The organism is Pseudomonas sp. ADAK7 (genome assembly GCF_012935675.1).
In the GTDB taxonomy this organism is placed as follows: Bacteria; Pseudomonadota; Gammaproteobacteria; order Pseudomonadales; family Pseudomonadaceae; genus Aquipseudomonas.
Genome location: NZ_CP052861.1, coordinates 3,195,417 through 3,214,656, shown reverse-complemented (window position 1 = coordinate 3,214,656; position 19,240 = coordinate 3,195,417). Strand labels below are relative to the sequence as shown.

19 protein-coding genes are annotated in these 19,240 nt (G+C 59.8%); 14 read left to right on the top strand and 5 right to left on the bottom strand.

Translation table 11 applies throughout. The features are described 5' to 3' along the window. The first annotated feature begins 85 nt into the window (after nt 1-85). Together HKK53_RS15025 and purT are read left to right on the top strand one after the other, a co-directional pair. Nucleotides 86-553: a VUT family protein gene (locus tag HKK53_RS15025; protein ID WP_169371468.1), complete on the top strand. Its 468-nt coding sequence runs from the start codon at nt 86-88 to the stop codon at nt 551-553. Between the two features lie 100 nt (nt 554-653). Next, nucleotides 654-1,835 (top strand): formate-dependent phosphoribosylglycinamide formyltransferase, encoded by a 1,182-nt coding sequence (gene purT / locus HKK53_RS15020; protein WP_169371467.1) that lies wholly within the window; start codon nt 654-656, stop codon nt 1,833-1,835. Nucleotides 1,836-1,879: 44 nt separating this feature from the next. On the opposite strand, the gene HKK53_RS15015 is transcribed toward purT, so the two are convergent. The 3 genes from HKK53_RS15015 to HKK53_RS15005 all read right to left on the bottom strand — a co-directional run bounded on the left by HKK53_RS15015 (nt 1,880) and on the right by HKK53_RS15005 (nt 5,599). After that, nucleotides 1,880-3,196 carry an MFS transporter gene (locus HKK53_RS15015; RefSeq protein WP_169371466.1) on the bottom strand — a complete coding sequence of 439 codons (1,317 nt, stop codon included), beginning with the start codon at nt 3,194-3,196 and terminating at the stop codon, nt 1,880-1,882. A 336-nt stretch (nt 3,197-3,532) separates the two neighbouring features. After that, complete coding sequence (locus tag HKK53_RS15010; RefSeq protein ID WP_169371465.1) at nt 3,533-4,774, bottom strand: HlyC/CorC family transporter; 1,242 nt, start codon at nt 4,772-4,774, stop codon at nt 3,533-3,535. A 12-nt stretch (nt 4,775-4,786) separates the two neighbouring features. Beyond that, nucleotides 4,787-5,599, bottom strand: coding sequence for a cytochrome C assembly family protein (locus HKK53_RS15005; protein WP_169371464.1), 813 nt, complete (start codon nt 5,597-5,599; stop codon nt 4,787-4,789). A gap of 195 nt (nt 5,600-5,794) precedes the next feature. On the opposite strand from HKK53_RS15005, the gene ffh reads away from it, so the two are divergent. The 12 genes from ffh (at nt 5,795) to HKK53_RS14945 (ending at nt 16,961) form a co-directional block, all read left to right on the top strand. Next, complete coding sequence (ffh, locus tag HKK53_RS15000; RefSeq protein WP_149657447.1) at nt 5,795-7,171, top strand: signal recognition particle protein; 1,377 nt, start codon at nt 5,795-5,797, stop codon at nt 7,169-7,171. 250 nt (nt 7,172-7,421) lie between these two features. Further along, nucleotides 7,422-7,673 carry a 30S ribosomal protein S16 gene (gene rpsP / locus HKK53_RS14995; protein WP_007944872.1) on the top strand — a complete coding sequence of 84 codons (252 nt, stop codon included), beginning with the start codon at nt 7,422-7,424 and terminating at the stop codon, nt 7,671-7,673. A gap of 5 nt (nt 7,674-7,678) precedes the next feature. Beyond that, complete coding sequence (gene rimM, locus HKK53_RS14990; protein ID WP_010565276.1) at nt 7,679-8,215, top strand: ribosome maturation factor RimM; 537 nt, start codon at nt 7,679-7,681, stop codon at nt 8,213-8,215. Further along, the gene (gene trmD / locus HKK53_RS14985; RefSeq protein ID WP_154503229.1) at nt 8,197-8,970 is read left to right on the top strand and encodes a tRNA (guanosine(37)-N1)-methyltransferase TrmD; all 774 of its coding nucleotides are present in this window, start codon (nt 8,197-8,199) and stop codon (nt 8,968-8,970) included. Before rimM ends, trmD begins: the two co-directional genes overlap by 19 nt. A 45-nt stretch (nt 8,971-9,015) precedes the next feature. Further along, nucleotides 9,016-9,366: a 50S ribosomal protein L19 gene (gene rplS, locus HKK53_RS14980; protein ID WP_063322826.1), complete on the top strand. Its 351-nt coding sequence runs from the start codon at nt 9,016-9,018 to the stop codon at nt 9,364-9,366. 273 nt (nt 9,367-9,639) lie between these two features. After that, the gene (xerD, locus tag HKK53_RS14975; protein ID WP_169371463.1) at nt 9,640-10,536 is read left to right on the top strand and encodes a site-specific tyrosine recombinase XerD; all 897 of its coding nucleotides are present in this window, start codon (nt 9,640-9,642) and stop codon (nt 10,534-10,536) included. A 305-nt stretch (nt 10,537-10,841) separates the two neighbouring features. After that, the gene (dsbC, locus tag HKK53_RS14970) at nt 10,842-11,573 is read left to right on the top strand and encodes a bifunctional protein-disulfide isomerase/oxidoreductase DsbC (protein ID WP_169371462.1); all 732 of its coding nucleotides are present in this window, start codon (nt 10,842-10,844) and stop codon (nt 11,571-11,573) included. A 131-nt stretch (nt 11,574-11,704) separates the two neighbouring features. Further along, complete coding sequence (locus tag HKK53_RS14965; protein WP_169371461.1) at nt 11,705-13,009, top strand: homoserine dehydrogenase; 1,305 nt, start codon at nt 11,705-11,707, stop codon at nt 13,007-13,009. A 66-nt stretch (nt 13,010-13,075) separates the two neighbouring features. Then, entirely contained in the window at nt 13,076-14,485 is a 1,410-nt protein-coding gene (gene thrC / locus HKK53_RS14960; protein WP_169371460.1) for a threonine synthase, read from the top strand. Between the two features lie 119 nt (nt 14,486-14,604). Then, nucleotides 14,605-15,984, top strand: coding sequence for a transporter substrate-binding domain-containing protein (locus HKK53_RS14955; protein ID WP_169371459.1), 1,380 nt, complete (start codon nt 14,605-14,607; stop codon nt 15,982-15,984). 111 nt (nt 15,985-16,095) lie between these two features. After that, nucleotides 16,096-16,503 (top strand): response regulator, encoded by a 408-nt coding sequence (locus tag HKK53_RS14950; protein WP_169371458.1) that lies wholly within the window; start codon nt 16,096-16,098, stop codon nt 16,501-16,503. Between the two features lie 170 nt (nt 16,504-16,673). Further along, nucleotides 16,674-16,961 (top strand): DUF3509 domain-containing protein, encoded by a 288-nt coding sequence (locus tag HKK53_RS14945; RefSeq protein ID WP_149657442.1) that lies wholly within the window; start codon nt 16,674-16,676, stop codon nt 16,959-16,961. Between the two features lie 170 nt (nt 16,962-17,131). Here HKK53_RS14945 and HKK53_RS14940 read toward each other — a convergent pair whose 3' ends face one another. After that, nucleotides 17,132-18,079, bottom strand: a complete 948-nt coding sequence (locus HKK53_RS14940; protein WP_169371457.1) for a TIGR02285 family protein — start codon at nt 18,077-18,079, stop codon at nt 17,132-17,134. Next, entirely contained in the window at nt 18,033-19,232 is a 1,200-nt protein-coding gene (locus tag HKK53_RS14935; RefSeq protein WP_169371456.1) for a CaiB/BaiF CoA transferase family protein, read from the bottom strand. Before HKK53_RS14935 ends, HKK53_RS14940 begins: the two co-directional genes overlap by 47 nt. Nucleotides 19,233-19,240: the final 8 nt, after the last annotated feature.

Below are 19,240 nucleotides of genomic sequence, written 5' to 3'. Positions count from 1 at the left end.
ACAACATCAAAAGATCGCAGCCTCGTTGCACTCGACAGCTCCTACGGTAATCTGTGCACCAAATTGACAGGTACTCCCACACACCATGCTCTTCCTGATTTCCTACATCAGCAGCGTCGTGCTGATCAACTACGCCTTTTCCACCGCCCCGCACCTGGACATCATCTGGTCGGCCTGGGGTGGCTTGGTGTTTGTGCTGCGCGATATGGTGCAAACCCGCTTCGGCCACGGCGCCATCGCCGCGATGCTGGCGGCGCTGGTGCTGTCCTACGTCACGTCCGATCCGTCCATCGCCCTGGCCAGCGCCACGGCGTTCGCGGTGTCCGAGTGTATCGACTGGCTGGTGTTCAGCATCACCAAGCGCCCGTTGCACGATCGCCTGTGGATAAGTTCCGCCCTGAGCATTCCCCTCGATACCTTCATCTTCTTCGGCATGATCGACGCCTTCACCCCGGCCGTGATCCTCACCGCCATGGGCTCGAAGTTCGCCGGTGTGACGGTAGTGTGGTTGATCATGGCCTGGCGCCTGCGCAAACAGGCCGTCGCCAGCTGAAGCCAAACCCCGCAGTTCATGTAAAATGCCGCGCTTTCTCCCCATGGGAAGCGCGCCAAGCGTTGCATCCCTCGATGATCCGCTTCTTTGAGGACCTGAGATGACCCGTATCGGAACTCCATTGTCGCCAACCGCGACCCGCGTATTGCTGTGTGGCTGTGGCGAGTTGGGCAAGGAAGTGGTGATCGAGCTGCAACGCCTGGGTGTTGAAGTGATCGCCGTGGATCGCTACGCCAACGCGCCAGCCATGCAAGTCGCCCACCGCAGCCATGTGATCAACATGCTCGATGGCGCCGCCCTGCGTGCGGTGATCGAAGCCGAGAAGCCGCACTTCATCGTGCCGGAAATCGAGGCCATCGCCACCGCAACCCTGGTCGAACTGGAAGCCGAAGGCTTCACCGTGATCCCGACTGCCCGCGCCACGCAGCTGACCATGAACCGCGAAGGCATCCGTCGTCTGGCCGCCGAAGAGCTGGACCTGCCGACCTCGCCGTACCACTTCGCCGACACCTTCGAGGACTACAGCAAAGCTGTTGAAGACCTGGGTTTCCCTTGTGTGGTCAAACCGGTCATGAGCTCGTCGGGTAAAGGCCAGAGCCTGTTGCGCAGCGTCGATGACGTGAAAACCGCGTGGGATTACGCGCAAGAAGGCGGCCGTGCCGGTAAAGGTCGGGTGATCGTCGAGGGCTTTATCGATTTCGACTACGAAATCACCCTGCTGACCGTACGCCACATCGGCGGCACCACATTCTGCGCGCCGGTCGGTCACCGTCAGGAGAAGGGCGACTACCAGGAATCCTGGCAGCCACAAGCCATGAGCCCGATTGCCCTGGCCGAATCCGAGCGCGTTGCCAAAGCCGTGACCGAGGCCTTGGGTGGCCGTGGTCTGTTTGGCGTCGAGCTGTTCATCAAAGGCGATCAGGTGTGGTTCAGCGAAGTCTCGCCGCGCCCGCATGACACCGGTTTGGTGACCCTGATTTCCCAGGACTTGTCGCAATTTGCGCTGCACGCCCGGGCGATCCTGGGCCTGCCGATTCCATTGATTCGTCAGTTCGGCCCTTCGGCGTCGGCGGTGATTCTGGTGGAAGGGCAGTCGACTCAGACGGCGTTTGCCAACCTGGGTGCTGCACTGAGCGAGCCGGATACGGCATTGCGTCTGTTCGGCAAGCCTGAAGTCAACGGCCAGCGCCGGATGGGTGTGGCGTTGGCGCGGGATGAGTCGATTGAAGCGGCTCGCGCTAAAGCGACCCGTGCTTCCCAGGCTGTAAAGGTAGAGCTGTAAGACTACGCAGATCGTTCCCACGCTCTGCGTGGGAACGATCCTTGTCAGGCCACGCTATTCAAATCGTTATGCCGTGTCTCCTTCAGGCACAACACGGCAATCAAACTCAGCACCGCCGCCCCCGACACATACCCGCCGACATAACTCAAACCGCCCATCGCCACCAGTTTCTGCGCGAAGAACGGCGCCGCCGAGGCCCCGACGATGCCGCCCAAATTGTAGGCTGCCGACGCGCCGGTATACCGCACGTGGGTCGGAAACAACTCCGGCAACAACGCCCCCATCGGCGCAAACGTCACGCCCATCAGAAACAGTTCGATGCACAGGAACAGCGCCACGCCCCAGGTCGTGCCGTGGGTCAGCAGCGGTTCCATCAGGAAACCGGACAGAATCGCCAGTACACCACCGATAATCAGCACCGGTTTGCGCCCGTAACGGTCACTGGCCCAAGCCGACAAAGGCGTCGCGGCGGCCATGAACAGCACGGCAAAGCACAGCAGCGCGAGGAAGGTTTCGCGGGTGTAGCCGAGGGTCGAAACGCCGTAGCTCAGGGAAAACACCGTCGAGATGTAGAACAGCGCATAGCAGACCACCATCGACCCGGCCCCCAGCAACATCGGCGCCCAGTACTGGCTGAACAGCTCGACCAGCGGGATCTTCACCCGTTCCTGGCGCGCCATCGCATTGGCGAATACCGGGGTTTCGTGGAGTTTGAGGCGCACATACAGGCCAACCATCACCAGCACGGCGCTCAGCAGGAACGGAATCCGCCAGCCCCACGAGCGGAACTGATCGTCGCTCAGGGTCATGGCCAGTGTCAGGAAAAGACCGTTGGCCGCGAGGAAGCCAATCGAAGGACCCAACTGCGGGAACATGCCAAACCACGCGCGTTTACCCTTGGGCGCATTCTCCGTCGCCAGCAACGCGGCGCCGCCCCATTCGCCGCCCAACCCCAGGCCCTGGCCGAACCGCAGCACACAAAGCAGGATTGGTGCCCAGGCGCCGATGCTGTCATAACCCGGCAGCACGCCGATCAATGTGGTACAGACGCCCATCAACAGCAAGGATGCAACCAGCGTCGATTTACGCCCGATGCGGTCACCGAAATGCCCGAACAGCGCCGAACCCAGCGGCCGCGCCAGGAAGGCGATACCAAAGGTGAGAAACGCCGAAAGCATCTGGGCCGTGCCGGAGGTCTGCGGAAAGAACACCGGCCCGATCACCAGCGCGGCGGCGGTGGCGTAGACGTAGAAGTCGTAGAACTCGATGGCGGTGCCGATGAAACTCGCGGTGGCCACGCGGGTGGCAGAGTTCGTCGGTTGGGCAGGCGTGGTATCGCTGTAAGCGGTGCTGGTCGTCATGCGGTGATCCCTGACAGTCATGCTCCAGTGGAGCGAATTATTATGGTCGAACACCCAGGGATGTGGGTTTAACGCAGCGTGCGGGTAGCACTGGGGTAGGGCGGCGCTTGGGTAAGCGGCTCGATTATAGGAAGGCGGCTAACGATCAAACAAGGGGGCAAGGGGTGGTGGTGGCTTTTGTGGCGAGGGAGCTTGCTCCCGCTCGGGCGCGCAGCGGCCGCAAATTGGCTGAATGAGCTTTTTCAGGATAATTGCGGTGTGTGATTGGGACTGCTTCGCAGTCCAGCGGGAGCAAGCTCCCTCGCCACAGGTAAGCCCTTCGCCAAAGAGGCCGTGTCAGGTTTTGGACAGCACCGGCACCGAACTGGTATGCCAGACCAACACCCGCGTAACGCGGTTATCTTCGGTCTCAAGAATCTCTAGCCGATAACGCCCGATCTTCAGGCACACCGAGCTCTCCGGAATGGTCTCCAGCGCCTCGGTGACCAAGCCGTTAAGGGTTTTCGGACCATCGCTGGGCAGGTGCCAGCCCAGGCTCTTGTTCAGTTCGCGAATCGACGCCGCGCCTTCAATCACCAGTCGGCCATCGGCCTGTGGATGGACGTGCGGGTTGTCCAGGCTGTGCTCGCTTTCGAACTCGCCGACGATTTCTTCGAGGATGTCCTCCAGGGTGACGATGCCGAGCACTTCGCCGTACTCGTCCACCACCATGCCCAGGCGCCGCTGTTGCTTGTGGAAGTTCAGCAACTGCAACTGCAACGGGGTGCTTTCGGGCACGAAGTAGGGTTCGTGGCAGGCCGCCAGCAACGCCTCCAGGGTCAAGGTGCCATCCGGCAGCAAATGACGGATCTGCCGGGTATTGAGCACCGCCTCGACCTGATTGATGTCGCTGTGGAATATCGGCAGGCGTGTGCGCCGGTTGTTGCGCAACTGTTCAATGATTTCTTCGAGGGAGTCGTCGAGGTTGATCCCGTCGACGTCACTGCGTGGCACCAGGATGTCGTTGACCGTGATGTTATCCAGCGCGTGGATGCCCGACAGCGCGTGGGGGCGGCAGGGCGCGTGTTCGTTATCTTCGTGCCGATCCACCGGCGCCTCGTCTTCGCTCTGTCGCACCACTTTGACTTTGCGGGCGAACGGTCGCGTCAGCAATTGGCTGAAGCCGTTGAGCAACCAGGCGGCGGGGTAGATGATTTTCAGTGGCGCGCCGAGCAAGGTGTTGCCCAGGCTCAGGATCGCGTCCGGATAGCGCACGGCGAGGGTACGCGGCAGGTAGTCGGCGAACACCAGCAGGATCACGCCAGCGCCGATGCAAGCGACCCAGGGACCGTTCTCTGCCCAGGTGAAAATCGCCAGCAAGGTGCTGATGACCATCGCCAGCGCACGGCACAGGGTGTTGCAGAGGATCAGGCTGTTGAGCGGGAAGCTCAGCTTCGCCACCGGCTTGTCGCTTGAGCGCGACGCGGTGCGTTGGGCCAGCAAGTGTTGTTGCGCGACTTCGATGGCGGTAAACAGCCCCGACCACAAAATCAGCAGGGCGATCACTGCAAGCATCGGCCCTATGGGCAAGTCGTCCATTATTGCCGCCCGTCAGATGTGCAGAATGTATTCACGAACCAGCTTGCTGCCGAAATAGGCCAGCATCAGCAGGCAGAAACCGGCGAGGGTCCAGCGAATGGCCTTGTGTCCGCGCCAGCCGAGGCGATTACGGCCCCACAGCAACACGCTGAACACGATCCAGGCCAGGCAGGCCAGCAGGGTCTTGTGCACCAGGTGCTGGGCAAACAGGTTCTCGACGAACAGCCAGCCGGAAATCAGCGACAGCGACAGCAGGGTCCAGCCGGCCCACAGGAAACCGAACAGCAGGCTTTCCATGGTTTGCAGCGGCGGGAAGTTCTTGATCAGCCCGGACGGATGCTTGTGCTTGAGCTGGTGATCCTGCACCAGCAGCAGCAAGGCCTGGAACACCGCGATGGTGAACATGCCGTAGGCCAGGATCGACAAGAGAATGTGGGCGAGGATGCCCGGCTCTTCATCGATGATCTGCACGGTGCCGGCGGGAGCGAACTGCGCCAGCAGCACCGTTGCCAGCCCCAGCGGGAACAGCAGGATCAGCAGGTTCTCCACCGGAATCCGCGAGCAGGCGATCAGGGTCAGGGCGATGACCGCCGCGGCAATCAGGCTGGCGGCACTGAAGAAGTCCAGGCCCAGGCCGATTGGCGTCAGCAAGTGGGTAAACAGGCTGGCGCTGTGAGCCAGCACGGCCAGTACGCCGAGCGTGACCAGCAGGCGCTTGTTCGCCTTGGCACCGGAGGCCAGGCGAGTGCCTTGATAGATAGTCGCAGCGGCATATAAGCAGGCGGCGGCGAGAGTGGTAAGCAAACTGGGTGACAAGGGGAGCATAAATCCTGTTAGGCAAGCCCGAAAGGCGCTGAGTTTGGCATAGAACCCACATCACACGAAAGTGCGAGGTGTCCGCCAGACGCAGTCTTCGCTATAATCCGCGACCTGCCCACGCCGCAGGCTCGCCGAGCACATGTTTATTCCGGTCTGGGCCGCCATTATCCCGGTCTACACAGGGCCTGAAAGGATCGCGCAATGTTTGAAAACTTAACCGACCGTCTCTCGCAGACGCTGCGCCATGTCACCGGCAAGGCCAAGCTGACCGAGGACAACATCAAAGACACCCTGCGCGAAGTGCGCATGGCGTTGCTCGAAGCCGACGTCGCCCTGCCGGTGGTCAAGGACTTCGTCAATTCGGTCAAGGAACGCGCCGTCGGCACCGAGGTGTCGCGCAGCCTGACGCCGGGCCAGGCCTTCGTGAAGATCGTCCAGGCCGAACTCGAAAGCCTGATGGGCGCGGCCAACGAAGACTTGAACCTGAGCGCCGTTCCACCAGCCGTCGTGCTGATGGCCGGTTTGCAGGGCGCCGGTAAAACCACCACCGCCGGTAAACTTGCGCGCTTCCTTAAAGAGCGTAAGAAGAAGACCGTCATGGTCGTGTCTGCGGACGTTTACCGTCCGGCGGCGATCAAGCAGCTGGAAATGCTCGCTGGTGAAGTGGGCGTGACCTTCTTCCCGTCCGACCTGAGTCAGAAGCCGGTCGACATCGCACAAGCGGCTATTAAAGAAGCGCGGCTGAAATTCATCGACGTGGTCATCGTCGATACCGCCGGTCGTCTGCACATCGACGAAGAGATGATGGGCGAGATCAAGGCGCTGCATGCCGCGATCAACCCGGTCGAAACCCTGTTCGTGGTCGATGCCATGACCGGCCAGGACGCCGCCAACACGGCCAAGGCTTTCGGCGACGCATTGCCGCTGACCGGCGTGATCCTGACCAAGGTCGACGGCGACGCCCGTGGCGGTGCCGCCCTGTCGGTTCGTGCCATCACCGGCAAGCCGATCAAGTTCATCGGTATGGGCGAGAAGAGCGAAGCGCTCGAACCGTTCCACCCTGAGCGTATTGCTTCGCGCATCCTCGGCATGGGCGACGTGCTCAGCCTGATCGAACAGGCCGAACAGACCCTCGACAAGGACAAGGCCGACAAACTGGCCAAGAAGCTGAAGAAGGGCAAGGGCTTCGACCTCGAAGACTTCCGCGATCAGCTGCAACAGATGAAGAACATGGGCGGCCTCGGCGGCCTCATGGACAAACTGCCGAACATCGGCGGTGTGAACCTGGCGCAAATGGGCAATGCCCAGGGCGCGGCAGAGAAGCAATTCAAGCAGATGGAAGCCATCATCAACTCCATGACCCCGGCCGAGCGCCGCGACCCTGAGCTGATCAGCGGTTCGCGCAAACGCCGGATCGCCATGGGTTCCGGCACCCAGGTGCAGGACATCGGTCGCTTGATCAAGCAACACAAGCAGATGCAGAAGATGATGAAGAAATTCTCCGCAAAAGGCGGAATGGCCAAAATGATGCGCGGCATGGGCGGTATGTTGCCCGGCGGCGGCATGCCCAAGATGTAAAGAATCCGCGCCGCCAGTGATGTCGGCGCAGTACCACAGCAATGTGGGATCTCCAGCAAACCCGCACTTGGCGGGAGCTGACTGGCCGTTTTCAACGACGGCTCTATAGCAAATCTTGATGGCGACCGGAAGGCCGCCGGAAAAAGACATTTGCAAAAGTCCGGATATTCCTTAGAATATGCGGCCTTTCGGGCACCTATGCCCGCTGTGCCTTTAGATTTGCAGCACCGACTACAGGAACGATGTTCACATGCTAACAATCCGTCTTGCCCTTGGCGGCTCCAAAAAGCGCCCGTTTTACCACTTGACCGTAACCGACAGCCGCAACCCGCGCGACGGTTCGCACAAGGAACAGGTTGGTTTCTTCAACCCTGTTGCTCGTGGTCAAGAAGTCCGTCTGTCCGTGAACCAAGAGCGCGTAGCCTACTGGCTGAGCGTTGGTGCACAACCTTCTGAGCGTGTTGCTCAGTTGTTGAAGGACGCTGCTAAGGCTGCGGCCTGAGCAATATGAACGCGACGCCTGCTGTTGCTGATGATTTGATCGTTATCGGCAAAATTTATTCTGTTCATGGCGTTCGCGGCGAAGTGAAGGTGTATTCCTTTACTGATCCAACAGAAAACCTCTTGCAATACAAAACCTGGACGCTCAAGCGCGAAGGCAGCGTAAAGCAGGTTGAGCTGGTCAGCGGACGCGGGAACGACAAGTTCCTGGTCGCAAAGCTCAAGGGTCTTGATGATCGTGAAGAAGCTCGTCTTCTGGCCGGTTATGAGATCTGCGTGCCGCGCAACCTGTTCCCTGAATTGACCGACGGCGAGTACTACTGGTACCAGCTGGAAGGTCTGAAGGTTATTGACCAACTCGGGCAATTGCTCGGGAAGATCGATCATCTTCTGGAAACCGGCGCCAATGATGTCATGGTGGTCAAGCCTTGCGCTGGCAGCCTGGACGATCGCGAACGCCTGTTGCCCTATACGGAGCAATGCGTGTTGGCAGTCGACCTTGCCGCAGGCGAGATGAAGGTGGAATGGGATGCGGACTTCTAAGCGTGGCTAATTTGCGCGTAGAAGTGATCAGTTTGTTTCCCGAGATGTTCTCCGCCATCAGCGAGTACGGCATCACCAGTCGTGCGGTGAAACAGGGGCTGTTGCAGCTCACCTGTTGGAATCCGCGAGACTACACGACGGATCGACATCACACTGTGGACGATCGCCCATTTGGCGGTGGCCCGGGCATGGTGATGAAGATCAAGCCCCTGGAAGATGCTCTGGTTCAGGCCAAGGCAGCAGCCGGGGAGGCGGCGAAGGTAATTTACCTGTCCCCCCAAGGCCGTCAACTGACTCAGTCGGCGGTACGCGAGTTGGCGAATCTGGATGCATTGATCCTGATTGCCGGCCGCTATGAAGGCATTGACGAGCGTTTTATTGAAGCTCATGTCGATGAAGAGTGGTCGATTGGCGACTATGTACTGTCTGGCGGCGAGCTGCCGGCGATGGTCCTGATCGATGCGGTTACACGACTGCTGCCTGGAGCTTTAGGGCATGCGGACTCCGCCGAGGAAGATTCCTTTACGGATGGTCTGCTGGATTGCCCGCACTACACCCGACCGGAGGTGTATGCGGATCAGCGTGTTCCCGACGTGTTGCTTAGTGGCAATCACGCGCATATCCGGCGTTGGCGTTTACAGCAGTCCCTTGGTAGGACCTTTGAACGACGCGCCGATCTTCTGGAAAGCCGCTCGCTTTCTGGAGAAGAGAAGAAGCTGCTCGAGGAATACATCCGCGAGCGGGACGATAGTTAACAACGTATCGATGGTAAATCCGACGATTTACCTTAGGAGCACAGCATGACTAACAAAATCATTCTTGCACTCGAAGCAGAGCAGATGACCAAAGAGATCCCTACCTTTGCCCCGGGCGACACTGTTGTCGTTCAGGTGAAAGTGAAGGAAGGCGACCGTTCGCGTCTGCAAGCGTTCGAAGGTGTTGTTATCGCCAAGCGTAACCGCGGCGTAAACAGTGCATTCACCGTTCGCAAAATCTCCAACGGTGTTGGCGTAGAGCGTACTTTCCAGACCTACAGCCCGCAAATCGACAGCATGGCCGTTAAACGTCGCGGTGACGTACGTAAAGCCAAGCTGTACTACCTGCGTGACCTGTCCGGTAAAGCAGCTCGCATCAAGGAAAAACTGGCTTAAGTCCAGCTTCCGATGCAAAAAAAGCAGCCTGCGGGCTGCTTTTTTGTTGCCTGCGATTTATCGATGCTGCCGGGGTATGCGTGCCTGGTCCGGGACCGTGTTGCGGCATTCGCGGGCAAGCCTCGCTCCTACAGAATCGAAGAACGATTCAATCCTGTAGGAGCGAGGCTTGCCCGCGAACCGATCTACCCGTCACCGCAATTGCATCAGGCTCTATAAAGCCCCGGCAGGCTATGAAAGACTTACCCTCAGTTCCCCGCTACCTGAGCCTCTATGCCCGCCATCGACCATCCCCTGATAGACCAATTCCTCGACGCCCTGTGGCTGGAAAAAGGCCTCTCCGATAACACCCGCGATGCCTACCGCAGCGACCTGGCCCTGTTCAACGGCTGGCTCCAGGAAAAGAACCTGGAACTGATCAACGCCGGGCGCGAGTTGATCCTCGACCACTTGGCCTGGCGCCTCGAGCAAAACTACAAACCCCGTTCCACCGCCAGATTTCTCTCCGGTGTACGTGGCTTTTATCGCTATCTGCTGCGGGAAAAGCTGATCGCAGTCGATCCGACCTTGCGCGTTGATATGCCGCAACTCGGTAGGCCGCTGCCCAAATCCCTGTCGGAAGCCGACGTCGAGGCGTTGTTAAAAGCACCGGACCTGAGCGAAGCCATCGGCCAGCGCGACCGCGCCATGCTGGAAGTGCTGTACGCCTGTGGTTTGCGGGTGACCGAGCTGATCAGCCTGACCCTGGAACAGGTCAACCTGCGTCAGGGCGTGTTGCGCGTGATGGGCAAGGGCAGCAAGGAGCGGCTGGTACCTATGGGCGAGGAAGCGATTGTCTGGGTCGAGCGCTACCTGCGTGACGGCCGTGGCGAGCTGCTCGGCGGGCGGCCCAGCGATGTGATGTTCCCGAGCCAGCGCGGCGAGCAGATGACCCGCCAGACCTTCTGGCACCGCATCAAGCACCAGGCCAAGGTCGCCGGAATCGGCAAGTCGCTGTCGCCGCACACCCTGCGCCACGCCTTCGCCACGCACCTGCTCAACCACGGCGCCGACCTGCGGGTGGTACAAATGCTGCTCGGCCACAGCGACCTGTCGACCACGCAGATCTACACCCACGTCGCCCGCGCGCGCTTGCAGGACCTGCACGCCAAACACCATCCGCGCGGCTGAACACAACATTTGTAGCAGCTGGCGAAGCCTGCGTTCGGCTGCGTAGCAGTCGTAAATCCTGAGCTCGCGGTTTAACTGAAACACTGCAGTGTCTGATTTCACGACTGCTACGCAGCCGAACGCAGGCTTCGCCAGCTGCTACATAAAGTCGTCGTGCGCCGTGAGCGAGATGTCGTGCATCACCCGCATTCGGCCCCACCAGCCTTATGTGGTAGGCTTTGCCGGTTTGCACGATGGGTGATTATGACCCGGTGTTTCGGCACGGGCGTTCTGATCGTCCCATTTGTCCGCCTTCAGGAGTTCTCATGCGTCTGACCCCTATTTTCGCCGCCGCAGCCATTGCGTTGGTCAGCACCTTTGCCGTCGCCGATGACGCGGCCGACAAAGCCATTCGTAAAAGCCTGGAAAGCCTTCAGCTTGAAACCCCGATCGACAGCATCAGCGCCAGCCCGCTGGCCGGCCTGTACGAAGTCAAGCTCAAGGGCAGCCGCGTGCTCTACGCCAGCGCCGATGGCCAGTACGTGATGCAGGGCTACATGTTCCAGCTCAAGGACGGCAAACCGGTCAACCTGACCGAGAAGACCGAGCGTCTGGGCGTTTCCAAGTTGATCAACGACATCCCGGTCGCGGAAACCGTGGTCTACCCGGCGATCGGCGAAACCAAATCGCACATCACCGTGTTCACCGACACCACCTGCCCGTACTGCCACAAACTGCACGCCGAAGTGCCTGAGCTGAACAAGCGCGGCATCGAAGTGCGTTATGTTGCGTTCCCGCGCCAGGGCCTGGGCTCGCCGGGTGACGAACAGCTGCAAGCGGTCTGGTGCTCGAAAGACAAGAAAGCCGCGATGGACAAGATGGTCGATGGCAAGGAAATCAAGGCCGCCAAGTGCGATAACCCGGTGTCCAAGCAATTCGCCCTCGGTCAGTCGATTGGCGTGAACGGCACGCCGGCCATCGTTTTGGCCGACGGCCAGGTCATTCCGGGCTACCAGCCTGCGCCACAAGTCGCCAAACTGGCGCTGGGCGCGAAATAATTCGCATCGTCACGGTCAGCCTTTGACGATCATGGTCTGGCGGCAACTCGCCTGACCATTAATAGAGAACCGCGAGTATGCGGTTGTTTTCACGGCCGACCTTGCGTCGGCCGTTTTATGGGGAGTTCACAGTGAAACCGGTCAAAGTAGGCATCTGTGGGTTAGGGACCGTCGGTGGCGGTACCTTCAACGTACTTCAGCGTAACGCCGAGGAAATTGCTCGTCGTGCCGGGCGTGGAATCGAAGTGGCACAAATTGCCACGCGCACGCCAAAGCCTCAGTTCCAGACGACCGGTATTGCGATTACCAACGATGTGTTCGAAGTGGCCACGAACCCTGAGATCGACATCGTCATAGAGTTGGTGGGCGGCTACACCGTTGCCCGCGAGCTGGTACTCAAGGCCATCGAGAATGGCAAGCATGTGGTCACCGCGAACAAGGCACTGATCGCCGTTCACGGTAATGAAATTTTCGCCAAGGCTCGCGCGAAGGGCGTGATCGTTGCGTTCGAAGCGGCCGTGGCCGGTGGCATTCCGGTGATCAAGGCGATCCGTGAAGGCCTGTCCGCCAACCGTATCAACTGGGTCGCCGGCATCATCAACGGCACCGGCAACTTCATCCTGACCGAGATGCGTGAGAAGGGTCGCACCTTCGAAGACGTACTCGCCGAGGCGCAAGCCCTGGGTTACGCCGAAGCCGATCCGACCTTCGACGTCGAAGGCATCGACGCCGCCCACAAACTGACGATCCTGGCGTCCATCGCGTTCGGCATTCCGCTGCAATTCGACAAGGCCTACACCGAAGGCATCACCCAGCTGACCACCGCTGACGTCAACTACGCCGAAGCATTGGGCTACCGCATCAAGCACCTGGGCGTAGCGCGCAGCACCGCCGCCGGTATTGAGTTGCGCGTACACCCGACATTGATCCCGGCCGATCGCTTGATCGCCAACGTCAACGGCGTGATGAACGCAGTGATGGTCAACGGCGACGCCGCCGGTTCGACTCTGTTCTACGGCGCCGGCGCCGGCATGGAGCCGACCGCTTCGTCGGTGATCGCCGACCTGGTGGACGTGGTTCGCGCCATGACCTCCGACCCGGAAAACCGCGTACCGCACCTGGCCTTCCAGCCGGATTCGCTGTCGGCGCACCCGATCCTGCCGATCGAAGCCTGCGAAAGTGCCTACTACCTGCGGATCCAGGCCAAGGATCATCCTGGCGTGCTGGCCCAAGTGGCGAGCATCCTGTCGGAGCGCGGCATCAACATCGAATCGATCATGCAGAAGGAAGTCGAAGAACACGACGGCCTGGTGCCGATGATCCTGCTGACCCATCGTGTGCTGGAGCAGCACATGAACGACGCGATCACCGCCCTGGAAGCGTTGGCGGGTGTTGTCGGTCCGGTTGTGCGGATCCGTGTCGAGCACCTGAACTAAGCCGTTATCGTTCACCGGGCTCGCGTGCGGGCCCGGGTTTGCGAACACTGTCTATTGGAGCCAGTCATGCGTTATATCAGTACCCGCGGCCAGGCACCGGCCCTGAATTTCGAAGACGTCCTGCTGGCCGGTCTGGCCACGGACGGCGGCCTGTATGTGCCGGAATGCCTGCCACGTTTTACTCAGGAAGAAATCGCTTCCTGGGCCGGCCTGCCGTATCACGAGCTGGCCTTCCGGGTGATGCGCCCCTTCGTGGCCGGCAGCATTCCCGATGCCGATTTCAAAAAGATTCTTGAAGAAACCTACGGCGTGTTTTCCCACAACGCCGTGGCGCCGTTGCGTCAGCTCAATGGCAACGAATGGGTTCTGGAACTGTTCCACGGTCCGACCCTGGCGTTCAAGGACTTCGCCCTGCAACTGCTCGGTCGCCTGCTCGACTACACGCTGGAAAAACGCGGCGAGCGCGTGGTGATCGTTGGTGCAACGTCCGGCGATACCGGTTCGGCCGCCATCGAAGGTTGCAAGCACTGCGAAAACGTCGACATCTTCATCCTGCACCCGCACAACCGTGTGTCCGACGTGCAGCGTCGCCAGATGACCACCATCTTCGGCGAGAACATCCACAACATCGCCATCGAAGGCAACTTCGATGACTGCCAGGAAATGGTCAAGAACAGCTTCGCCGACCAGAGCTTCCTCAAAGGCACGCGCCTGGTGGCGGTGAACTCGATCAACTGGGCGCGGATCATGGCCCAGATCGTTTACTACTTCCACGCCGCCCTGCAATTGGGTGGCCCGGCGCGTTCGGTGTCGTTCTCGGTGCCGACCGGTAACTTCGGCGACATCTTCGCCGGTTACCTGGCGCGCAACATGGGCCTGCCGATCAACCAGTTGATCGTCGCCACCAACCGCAACGACATCTTGCATCGCTTCATGAGCGGCAATCAGTACGTCAAGGAAACCCTGCACGCCACGCTGTCGCCGTCGATGGACATCATGGTCTCGTCGAACTTCGAACGCCTGCTGTTCGACCTGCACGGTCGCAGCGGTGCCGCGATTGCCGGCTTGATGGACAACTTCAAGCAGGGCGGCGGTTTCAGCGTCGAGCAAGAGCGCTGGACTGAAGCCCGCAAGCTGTTCGACTCCCTGGCCGTGGATGACGCACAAACCTGCGAAACCATCGCCGAAGTCTTCGAACAGACGGGCGAGGTGCTGGACCCGCACACCGCCATCGGCGTCAAGGCTGCACGCGAGTGCCGTCGTAGCCTGGATATCCCGATGGTGATCCTGGGCACGGCCCATCCGGTCAAATTCCCTGACGCGGTGGAAAAAGCCGGTGTAGGAAAAGCTCTCGAACTACCTGCACATCTTTCTGATTTGTTTGAGAGAGAAGAGCGCTGCACCGTGTTGCCGAACGACCTGAAAGCCGTGCAGGCCTTTGTCAGTCAGCATGGCAACCGCGGCAAGCCGCTTTAAGCCCGAAAAACTGTCACATTTTGAAGCCCGTCTCCTGACGGGCTTTTTTGTTTCTGCGTGCACACTTGTCGTGTTTTCGCCCTTGAAGGACGGGCGAGTTGATCACGAAGGAAATGGCAATGTTGTTTTCAAGAGGGTTGAAACCAGCCGTGTGCTGGCTTTTTTTGTTGAGCGTTCTGGGTCTTGGCCAGTGCACGCTGGCCGCACAATTAGTGGCTCATGAGTCCACCGAGTCCGTGAATGTCGATGTCATTGAGTTGGATGCCGAAGAGCGACAATGGCTACGCGCGCACCCGAAGGTCATCGTCGCGTCGACGCAGTACCCGCTGTACCTGTTCAAGGACGAGCACGGTCATTGGAGCGGCCTGAACAATGATGTGCTCAACCGCATCAGCGCAATGACGGGGTTGCATTTCGTCCATGAGGAATCGTTCTCCACCGATCAATTGCTCGGGCGCCTGGAAAGCGGTACGGCGGACATGAGCACAACGCTGGCGTTCAATGACGAGCGCAAGCAGTTCCTGGATTTCAGCCATGCGTTTGGCGGTTCTGCCTGGGTTCTGGTCGGGCGGGCCGGGGCGCCGCTGTTGCAATCCCTGGAACAGCTGTCGAAACGGGTGCTGGTATTGCCGGCCAGGCATGCCATGGAGGAAACCATTCGCCGGGACTATCCGGCCATCGAGCTGCGCTCGGTCAAGACCTATGCCGAGGCTCGGGCACTGGTTGAAAGCGGCGAGGCATACGCCACCATCGAGAATGAAACCGGGGCGCAGCTCTATCCGATCGGGCAGTTGAAGGTAGGACATACCGTGGAGGGGTCGTGGGAGGCTGACCACTTGGCCGTGCGCAAAGGGCAGCCACAGTTGCTGAGTATTCTCAACAAGGCGCTTGAAGCCTTTCCACCGGCCGAGTTGCGGGCCATTCGCCTGAAGTGGCTCGACGGTGTGGCCCCCAAGCCAGCGCTTACCTTCTGGCAACGCGTGACTCAGTGGGGCTGCTGGGGCATGTTTTTCGTCAGCCTGTTCGGCCTGCTGTCCTTGCTCTGGAACCGACGACTCGCCGCGTTGGTCAAGCAACGCCTGGACGCCGAAAAAGACCTCAGTGACCAACTCGCCTTTCAGCATGCGTTGATTGATGCGATGCCCGACCCGGTGTTCGTTCGTGATCTGCAGGGACGGCTGATCATGTGCAACAAAAGTTATGAGGAGGGTTTATCGACCCGCTTCGACCAGGTTCAGGGGCGCCAACTGATCGAAGTCGACGTCTTGCCCCGGGAGACCGCGCAGATGTTGCATGCCGAGTTCATGGTCCAGTTGAGTACGCGTAAAACCCGGTTCAGTCAGCGTCAGTTACGATTCAACGGCGGCGTCAGGGACATCTATCAGTGGACCGTCCCGTTTTACAGCGCCGACGGGCAGTTGCGGGGGCTGCTTGGCGGGTGGACCGATATCGATCAGCGCAGAGGGGCGTGTAACTGCCGGGGGGCTGCGCGAGTTTAGGAATTGTCCTATGGGGTGCGGCTCCTTTTCCGATGGGAGGCTGAAGGAGGCTGTCCTAGAGTGTTCGACAACTGCGGTGAAAGTCCGCGAGTGTCGTTCCAGAGGTCGCCTATGCGCACGCTCAAAATCCTGATTCTTGAACACAATCCTTTCCAGATGATGGCGTTGCACCAAATGCTCAACGCCATCGGTGTCTACGACGTGCTGACGGCGCCGTCGATGTCGGCGGCACTGCGTTCCCTGGGACGCCGGGGCACGGTCGACATCGCTTTCTGCGACCCACAACTCAAGGGCGGCGATGGTTTGGCACTGGTGCGGCATCTGGCGGAACACCGCGAGGCGCGGGCGTTGATCCTGCTTGGCAACGTGGCGTCGAGCGTCATGTCGGACGTGACGGCCATGCTGGCGGACAACGACGTGAAACTCCTAGGGCACTTGCATACACCCGTCTCCGCGGTGTTGATGCGCAGGCTGCTGGATGTCTATCTGCTGGAATCGATGCTGCAAGCCCGGGCGTGAAACCGGCTGTTTTTTCCTTGTCATCTTTGCGGTGCATGCTCAATTTCCCCCGAGACGCCGGTACCGCTGCCTTGCGGTATTCAGAACTTTCTTCTCGGGCCAGGGGTCATTAACTGTAGACACGCCCTCCCAGGCACTTTGTTTTCGGACTATTGAGTGGTGATCGCGAGATGGAAAGTATCAGCCTATTGCTCGGCGAGGCTCTGAGCCCGTATCAAGTTTCGTTGACCCCGTCGGGTGCCCATGGCGAATGCCTGGTGACCTTGAAGAATGCGGCTGGCGCCATTGTCGTTGAGCGTGCGTTCAACCAGGCGCAGTTGCGCGACAAGTGGCAGCTGACGGATGTCGTCGACGGATTGCACCGCGATGTGCTGATCGCTGAAGGACGCCTGGAGCCCTGTGTGATCGCGGCGTTGCGCAATGCGGCCCAGGACAAGATCCTGGCCAATCGCAATTGAATTGCCTTTTCGTGGGAACCTTCCTGCGCCAAGGTCGTCAGACCATGTAACAGCAGGATCAAGCATTGTGCTCCGGTGCTTGTAGCTTGCTGCCACTGGTCTTTATGTAGGCCACGTTTAACCCCGAGTCGTCTCCCCACTTCTCGGGGTTTCTTTTTGCCAAAAATTTATCATTGTCCGGTCTGTTGTTCGAAAAAGGCCTTGGCTTGCTCCAGGTAATCGCCGCGCCGCTGTGGATCGAGCCATTTCGCATAAGCCTGGGCCAGGCGCTCGTGGGGCAGGGTGCGCAACAGCTGATTGATCTCGCTGATGGCTTGCCGACCCTGGGCCGTATTGGAGCAGCCGATGTAGGTGGAAATGTACTTGGCCGCGCCCCTGACCGGATAGAACACCAGCTCGTTGTCGGCAATCTGTTCCTGTTGGGCCAGGTAGCGAATCTCCGGCCAGTAACCCAAGACTCCCAGCAACCGCCCCAGGCGCTGCATCTGTAACAGGCTGCCGAGTGCGTCGTTGCCATAATGAAGAGTCAGCGTATTGGCGGGCGCCTGTTTCAATTCGGCATCGACAAACTGCCCATAACTGCGCTCGGCCACCGCACCGAGCTTCTTGCTGCCATTGGCCAGCAATGCCGCCAGATCGACTTCACCATTCACCAAAAAAGGTTTCAGTTCCGGTCGATCTTCCTGCCGCACAGCCAGGCCATTGCTGACGGCGCGAAACACCGGAATCGAAAACGCAATCCACTGTTCCCGTTCCTTGCTCCAGATCAGCGAGGGATCGCAGGTGAAGGACTCTTCGCGAAGCATCTGCATGCCACGGGCGCGATTGACCCGCATCCGTGTGTGAGCGTATTGCGGCATCCCGGCGATCAACAGCGGCATCAACTGATCGACCACCCCTTGGCCTTTTTCCGGGCCTTCGAAAATGGTCAGTGGCGGCAAATCGCGCAGCAACCAGATCAGCGTCTCTTTTGGTTGAGCCCAAACGGTTGAGCTTAATCCGAGCAACAATAACGCCAGCGCATACCCGCAGCTGACACGTTTGATGAAGACTGAAAGCAGGCGCTTCAGCTTAAATGGCCCCGTCTTCACGCAGCTTTGCGATCTGTTCCTTGTCATAGCCAAGATCGTTGAGCACCTGCGCATTGTGTTCACCCAACTGCGGTCCGACCCATTCGGAGGTGCCGGGTGTCTCAGAGAGTTTCGGCACGATCCCCGGCATCTTGAAGTCCTTGCCATCCGGCAGCTTGGCGTGCAGGAACATCTCCCGGGCCAGGTACTGCGGATCGCTGAACATGTCTTCAGCACTGAAGATCCGGCTGGCCGGCACGTCGGCCTGGTTCAATTGCGCGATCACGCTGTCGAGCGGCAGCGAGTTGACCCAGCGATCGATCACCCCGTAGATCTCATCGCGCCGGCTGTCACGGCCATCGTTGCTCGCCAGTACCGGATCGTTGGCCAGGTCTTCGCGACCGATGATCAGCATGAAGCGCTTGAAAATCGCATCGCCATTGGCGCCGATCTGCACGTGCTTGCCGTCGGCGCTGGTGTGGATGGAGGAGGGTGTGATGCCCGGCATGATGTTGCCGGTGCGCTCGCGGATAAAACCGAACACATCGAACTCCGGCACCATGCTTTCCATCATGGCGAAAATCGCCTCATACAGCGCCACGTCCACCACTTGGCCCAGACCGCCGTTGACTTCGCGATGACGCAAGGCCATCAGCGCGCCGATCACGCCCCACAGCGCCGCAATCGAGTCGCCGATGGAAATCCCGGTGCGCACCGGCGGTCGGTCTTCGAAGCCGGTGATGTAGCGCAAGCCGCCCATGGATTCACCGACCGCGCCAAACCCCGGTTGATCTTTCATCGGCCCGGTCTGGCCGAAACCCGACAGACGCACCATCACCAGTTTCGGGTTCAGGGCATGTAAAACTTCCCACCCCAGGCCGAGCTTTTCCAACACACCAGGGCGAAAATTCTCGATCAGGATGTCGGCTTCGCTGAGCAGTTGTTTCAGGATCGCCAGGCCGTCGGGGTGCTTGAGGTTCAACGTCAGGGACTTTTTGTTGCGCGCCTGGACGAACCACCACAGCGAGGTGCCTTCATATAACTTGCGCCATTTGCGCAACGGGTCGCCGCCGTCCGGGGATTCGATCTTGATCACTTCAGCGCCGAACTCGCCGCAAATGCGCGAGGCAAACGGCCCGGCGATCAACGTACCCAATTCGATGACTTTCAGACCTGAGAGCGGTTTTCCGGTGAATGGCATGCGCGATC

Bases quoted from the DNA above. Each gene is read 5' to 3' on its own strand.
- HKK53_RS15005 (WP_169371464.1), bottom strand. From the start codon at position 5,599: ATGCTCCCCTTGTCACCCAGTTTGCTTACCACTCTCGCCGCCGCCTGC.
- HKK53_RS14945 (WP_149657442.1), top strand. From the start codon at position 16,674: ATGGAAAGTATCAGCCTATTGCTCGGCGAGGCTCTGAGCCCGTATCAA.
- HKK53_RS14955 (WP_169371459.1), top strand. From the start codon at position 14,605: ATGTTGTTTTCAAGAGGGTTGAAACCAGCCGTGTGCTGGCTTTTTTTG.
- purT (WP_169371467.1), top strand. From the start codon at position 654: ATGACCCGTATCGGAACTCCATTGTCGCCAACCGCGACCCGCGTATTG.
- HKK53_RS15025 (WP_169371468.1), top strand. From the start codon at position 86: ATGCTCTTCCTGATTTCCTACATCAGCAGCGTCGTGCTGATCAACTAC.
- thrC (WP_169371460.1), top strand. From the start codon at position 13,076: ATGCGTTATATCAGTACCCGCGGCCAGGCACCGGCCCTGAATTTCGAA.
- ffh (WP_149657447.1), top strand. From the start codon at position 5,795: ATGTTTGAAAACTTAACCGACCGTCTCTCGCAGACGCTGCGCCATGTC.
- rplS (WP_063322826.1), top strand. From the start codon at position 9,016: ATGACTAACAAAATCATTCTTGCACTCGAAGCAGAGCAGATGACCAAA.
- trmD (WP_154503229.1), top strand. From the start codon at position 8,197: ATGGGATGCGGACTTCTAAGCGTGGCTAATTTGCGCGTAGAAGTGATC.
- HKK53_RS15010 (WP_169371465.1), bottom strand. From the start codon at position 4,774: ATGGACGACTTGCCCATAGGGCCGATGCTTGCAGTGATCGCCCTGCTG.
- rimM (WP_010565276.1), top strand. From the start codon at position 7,679: ATGAACGCGACGCCTGCTGTTGCTGATGATTTGATCGTTATCGGCAAA.
- HKK53_RS14935 (WP_169371456.1), bottom strand. From the start codon at position 19,232: ATGCCATTCACCGGAAAACCGCTCTCAGGTCTGAAAGTCATCGAATTG.
- dsbC (WP_169371462.1), top strand. From the start codon at position 10,842: ATGCGTCTGACCCCTATTTTCGCCGCCGCAGCCATTGCGTTGGTCAGC.
- HKK53_RS14950 (WP_169371458.1), top strand. From the start codon at position 16,096: ATGCGCACGCTCAAAATCCTGATTCTTGAACACAATCCTTTCCAGATG.
- HKK53_RS14940 (WP_169371457.1), bottom strand. From the start codon at position 18,079: ATGACAAGGAACAGATCGCAAAGCTGCGTGAAGACGGGGCCATTTAAG.
- HKK53_RS15015 (WP_169371466.1), bottom strand. From the start codon at position 3,196: ATGACGACCAGCACCGCTTACAGCGATACCACGCCTGCCCAACCGACG.
- xerD (WP_169371463.1), top strand. From the start codon at position 9,640: ATGCCCGCCATCGACCATCCCCTGATAGACCAATTCCTCGACGCCCTG.
- rpsP (WP_007944872.1), top strand. From the start codon at position 7,422: ATGCTAACAATCCGTCTTGCCCTTGGCGGCTCCAAAAAGCGCCCGTTT.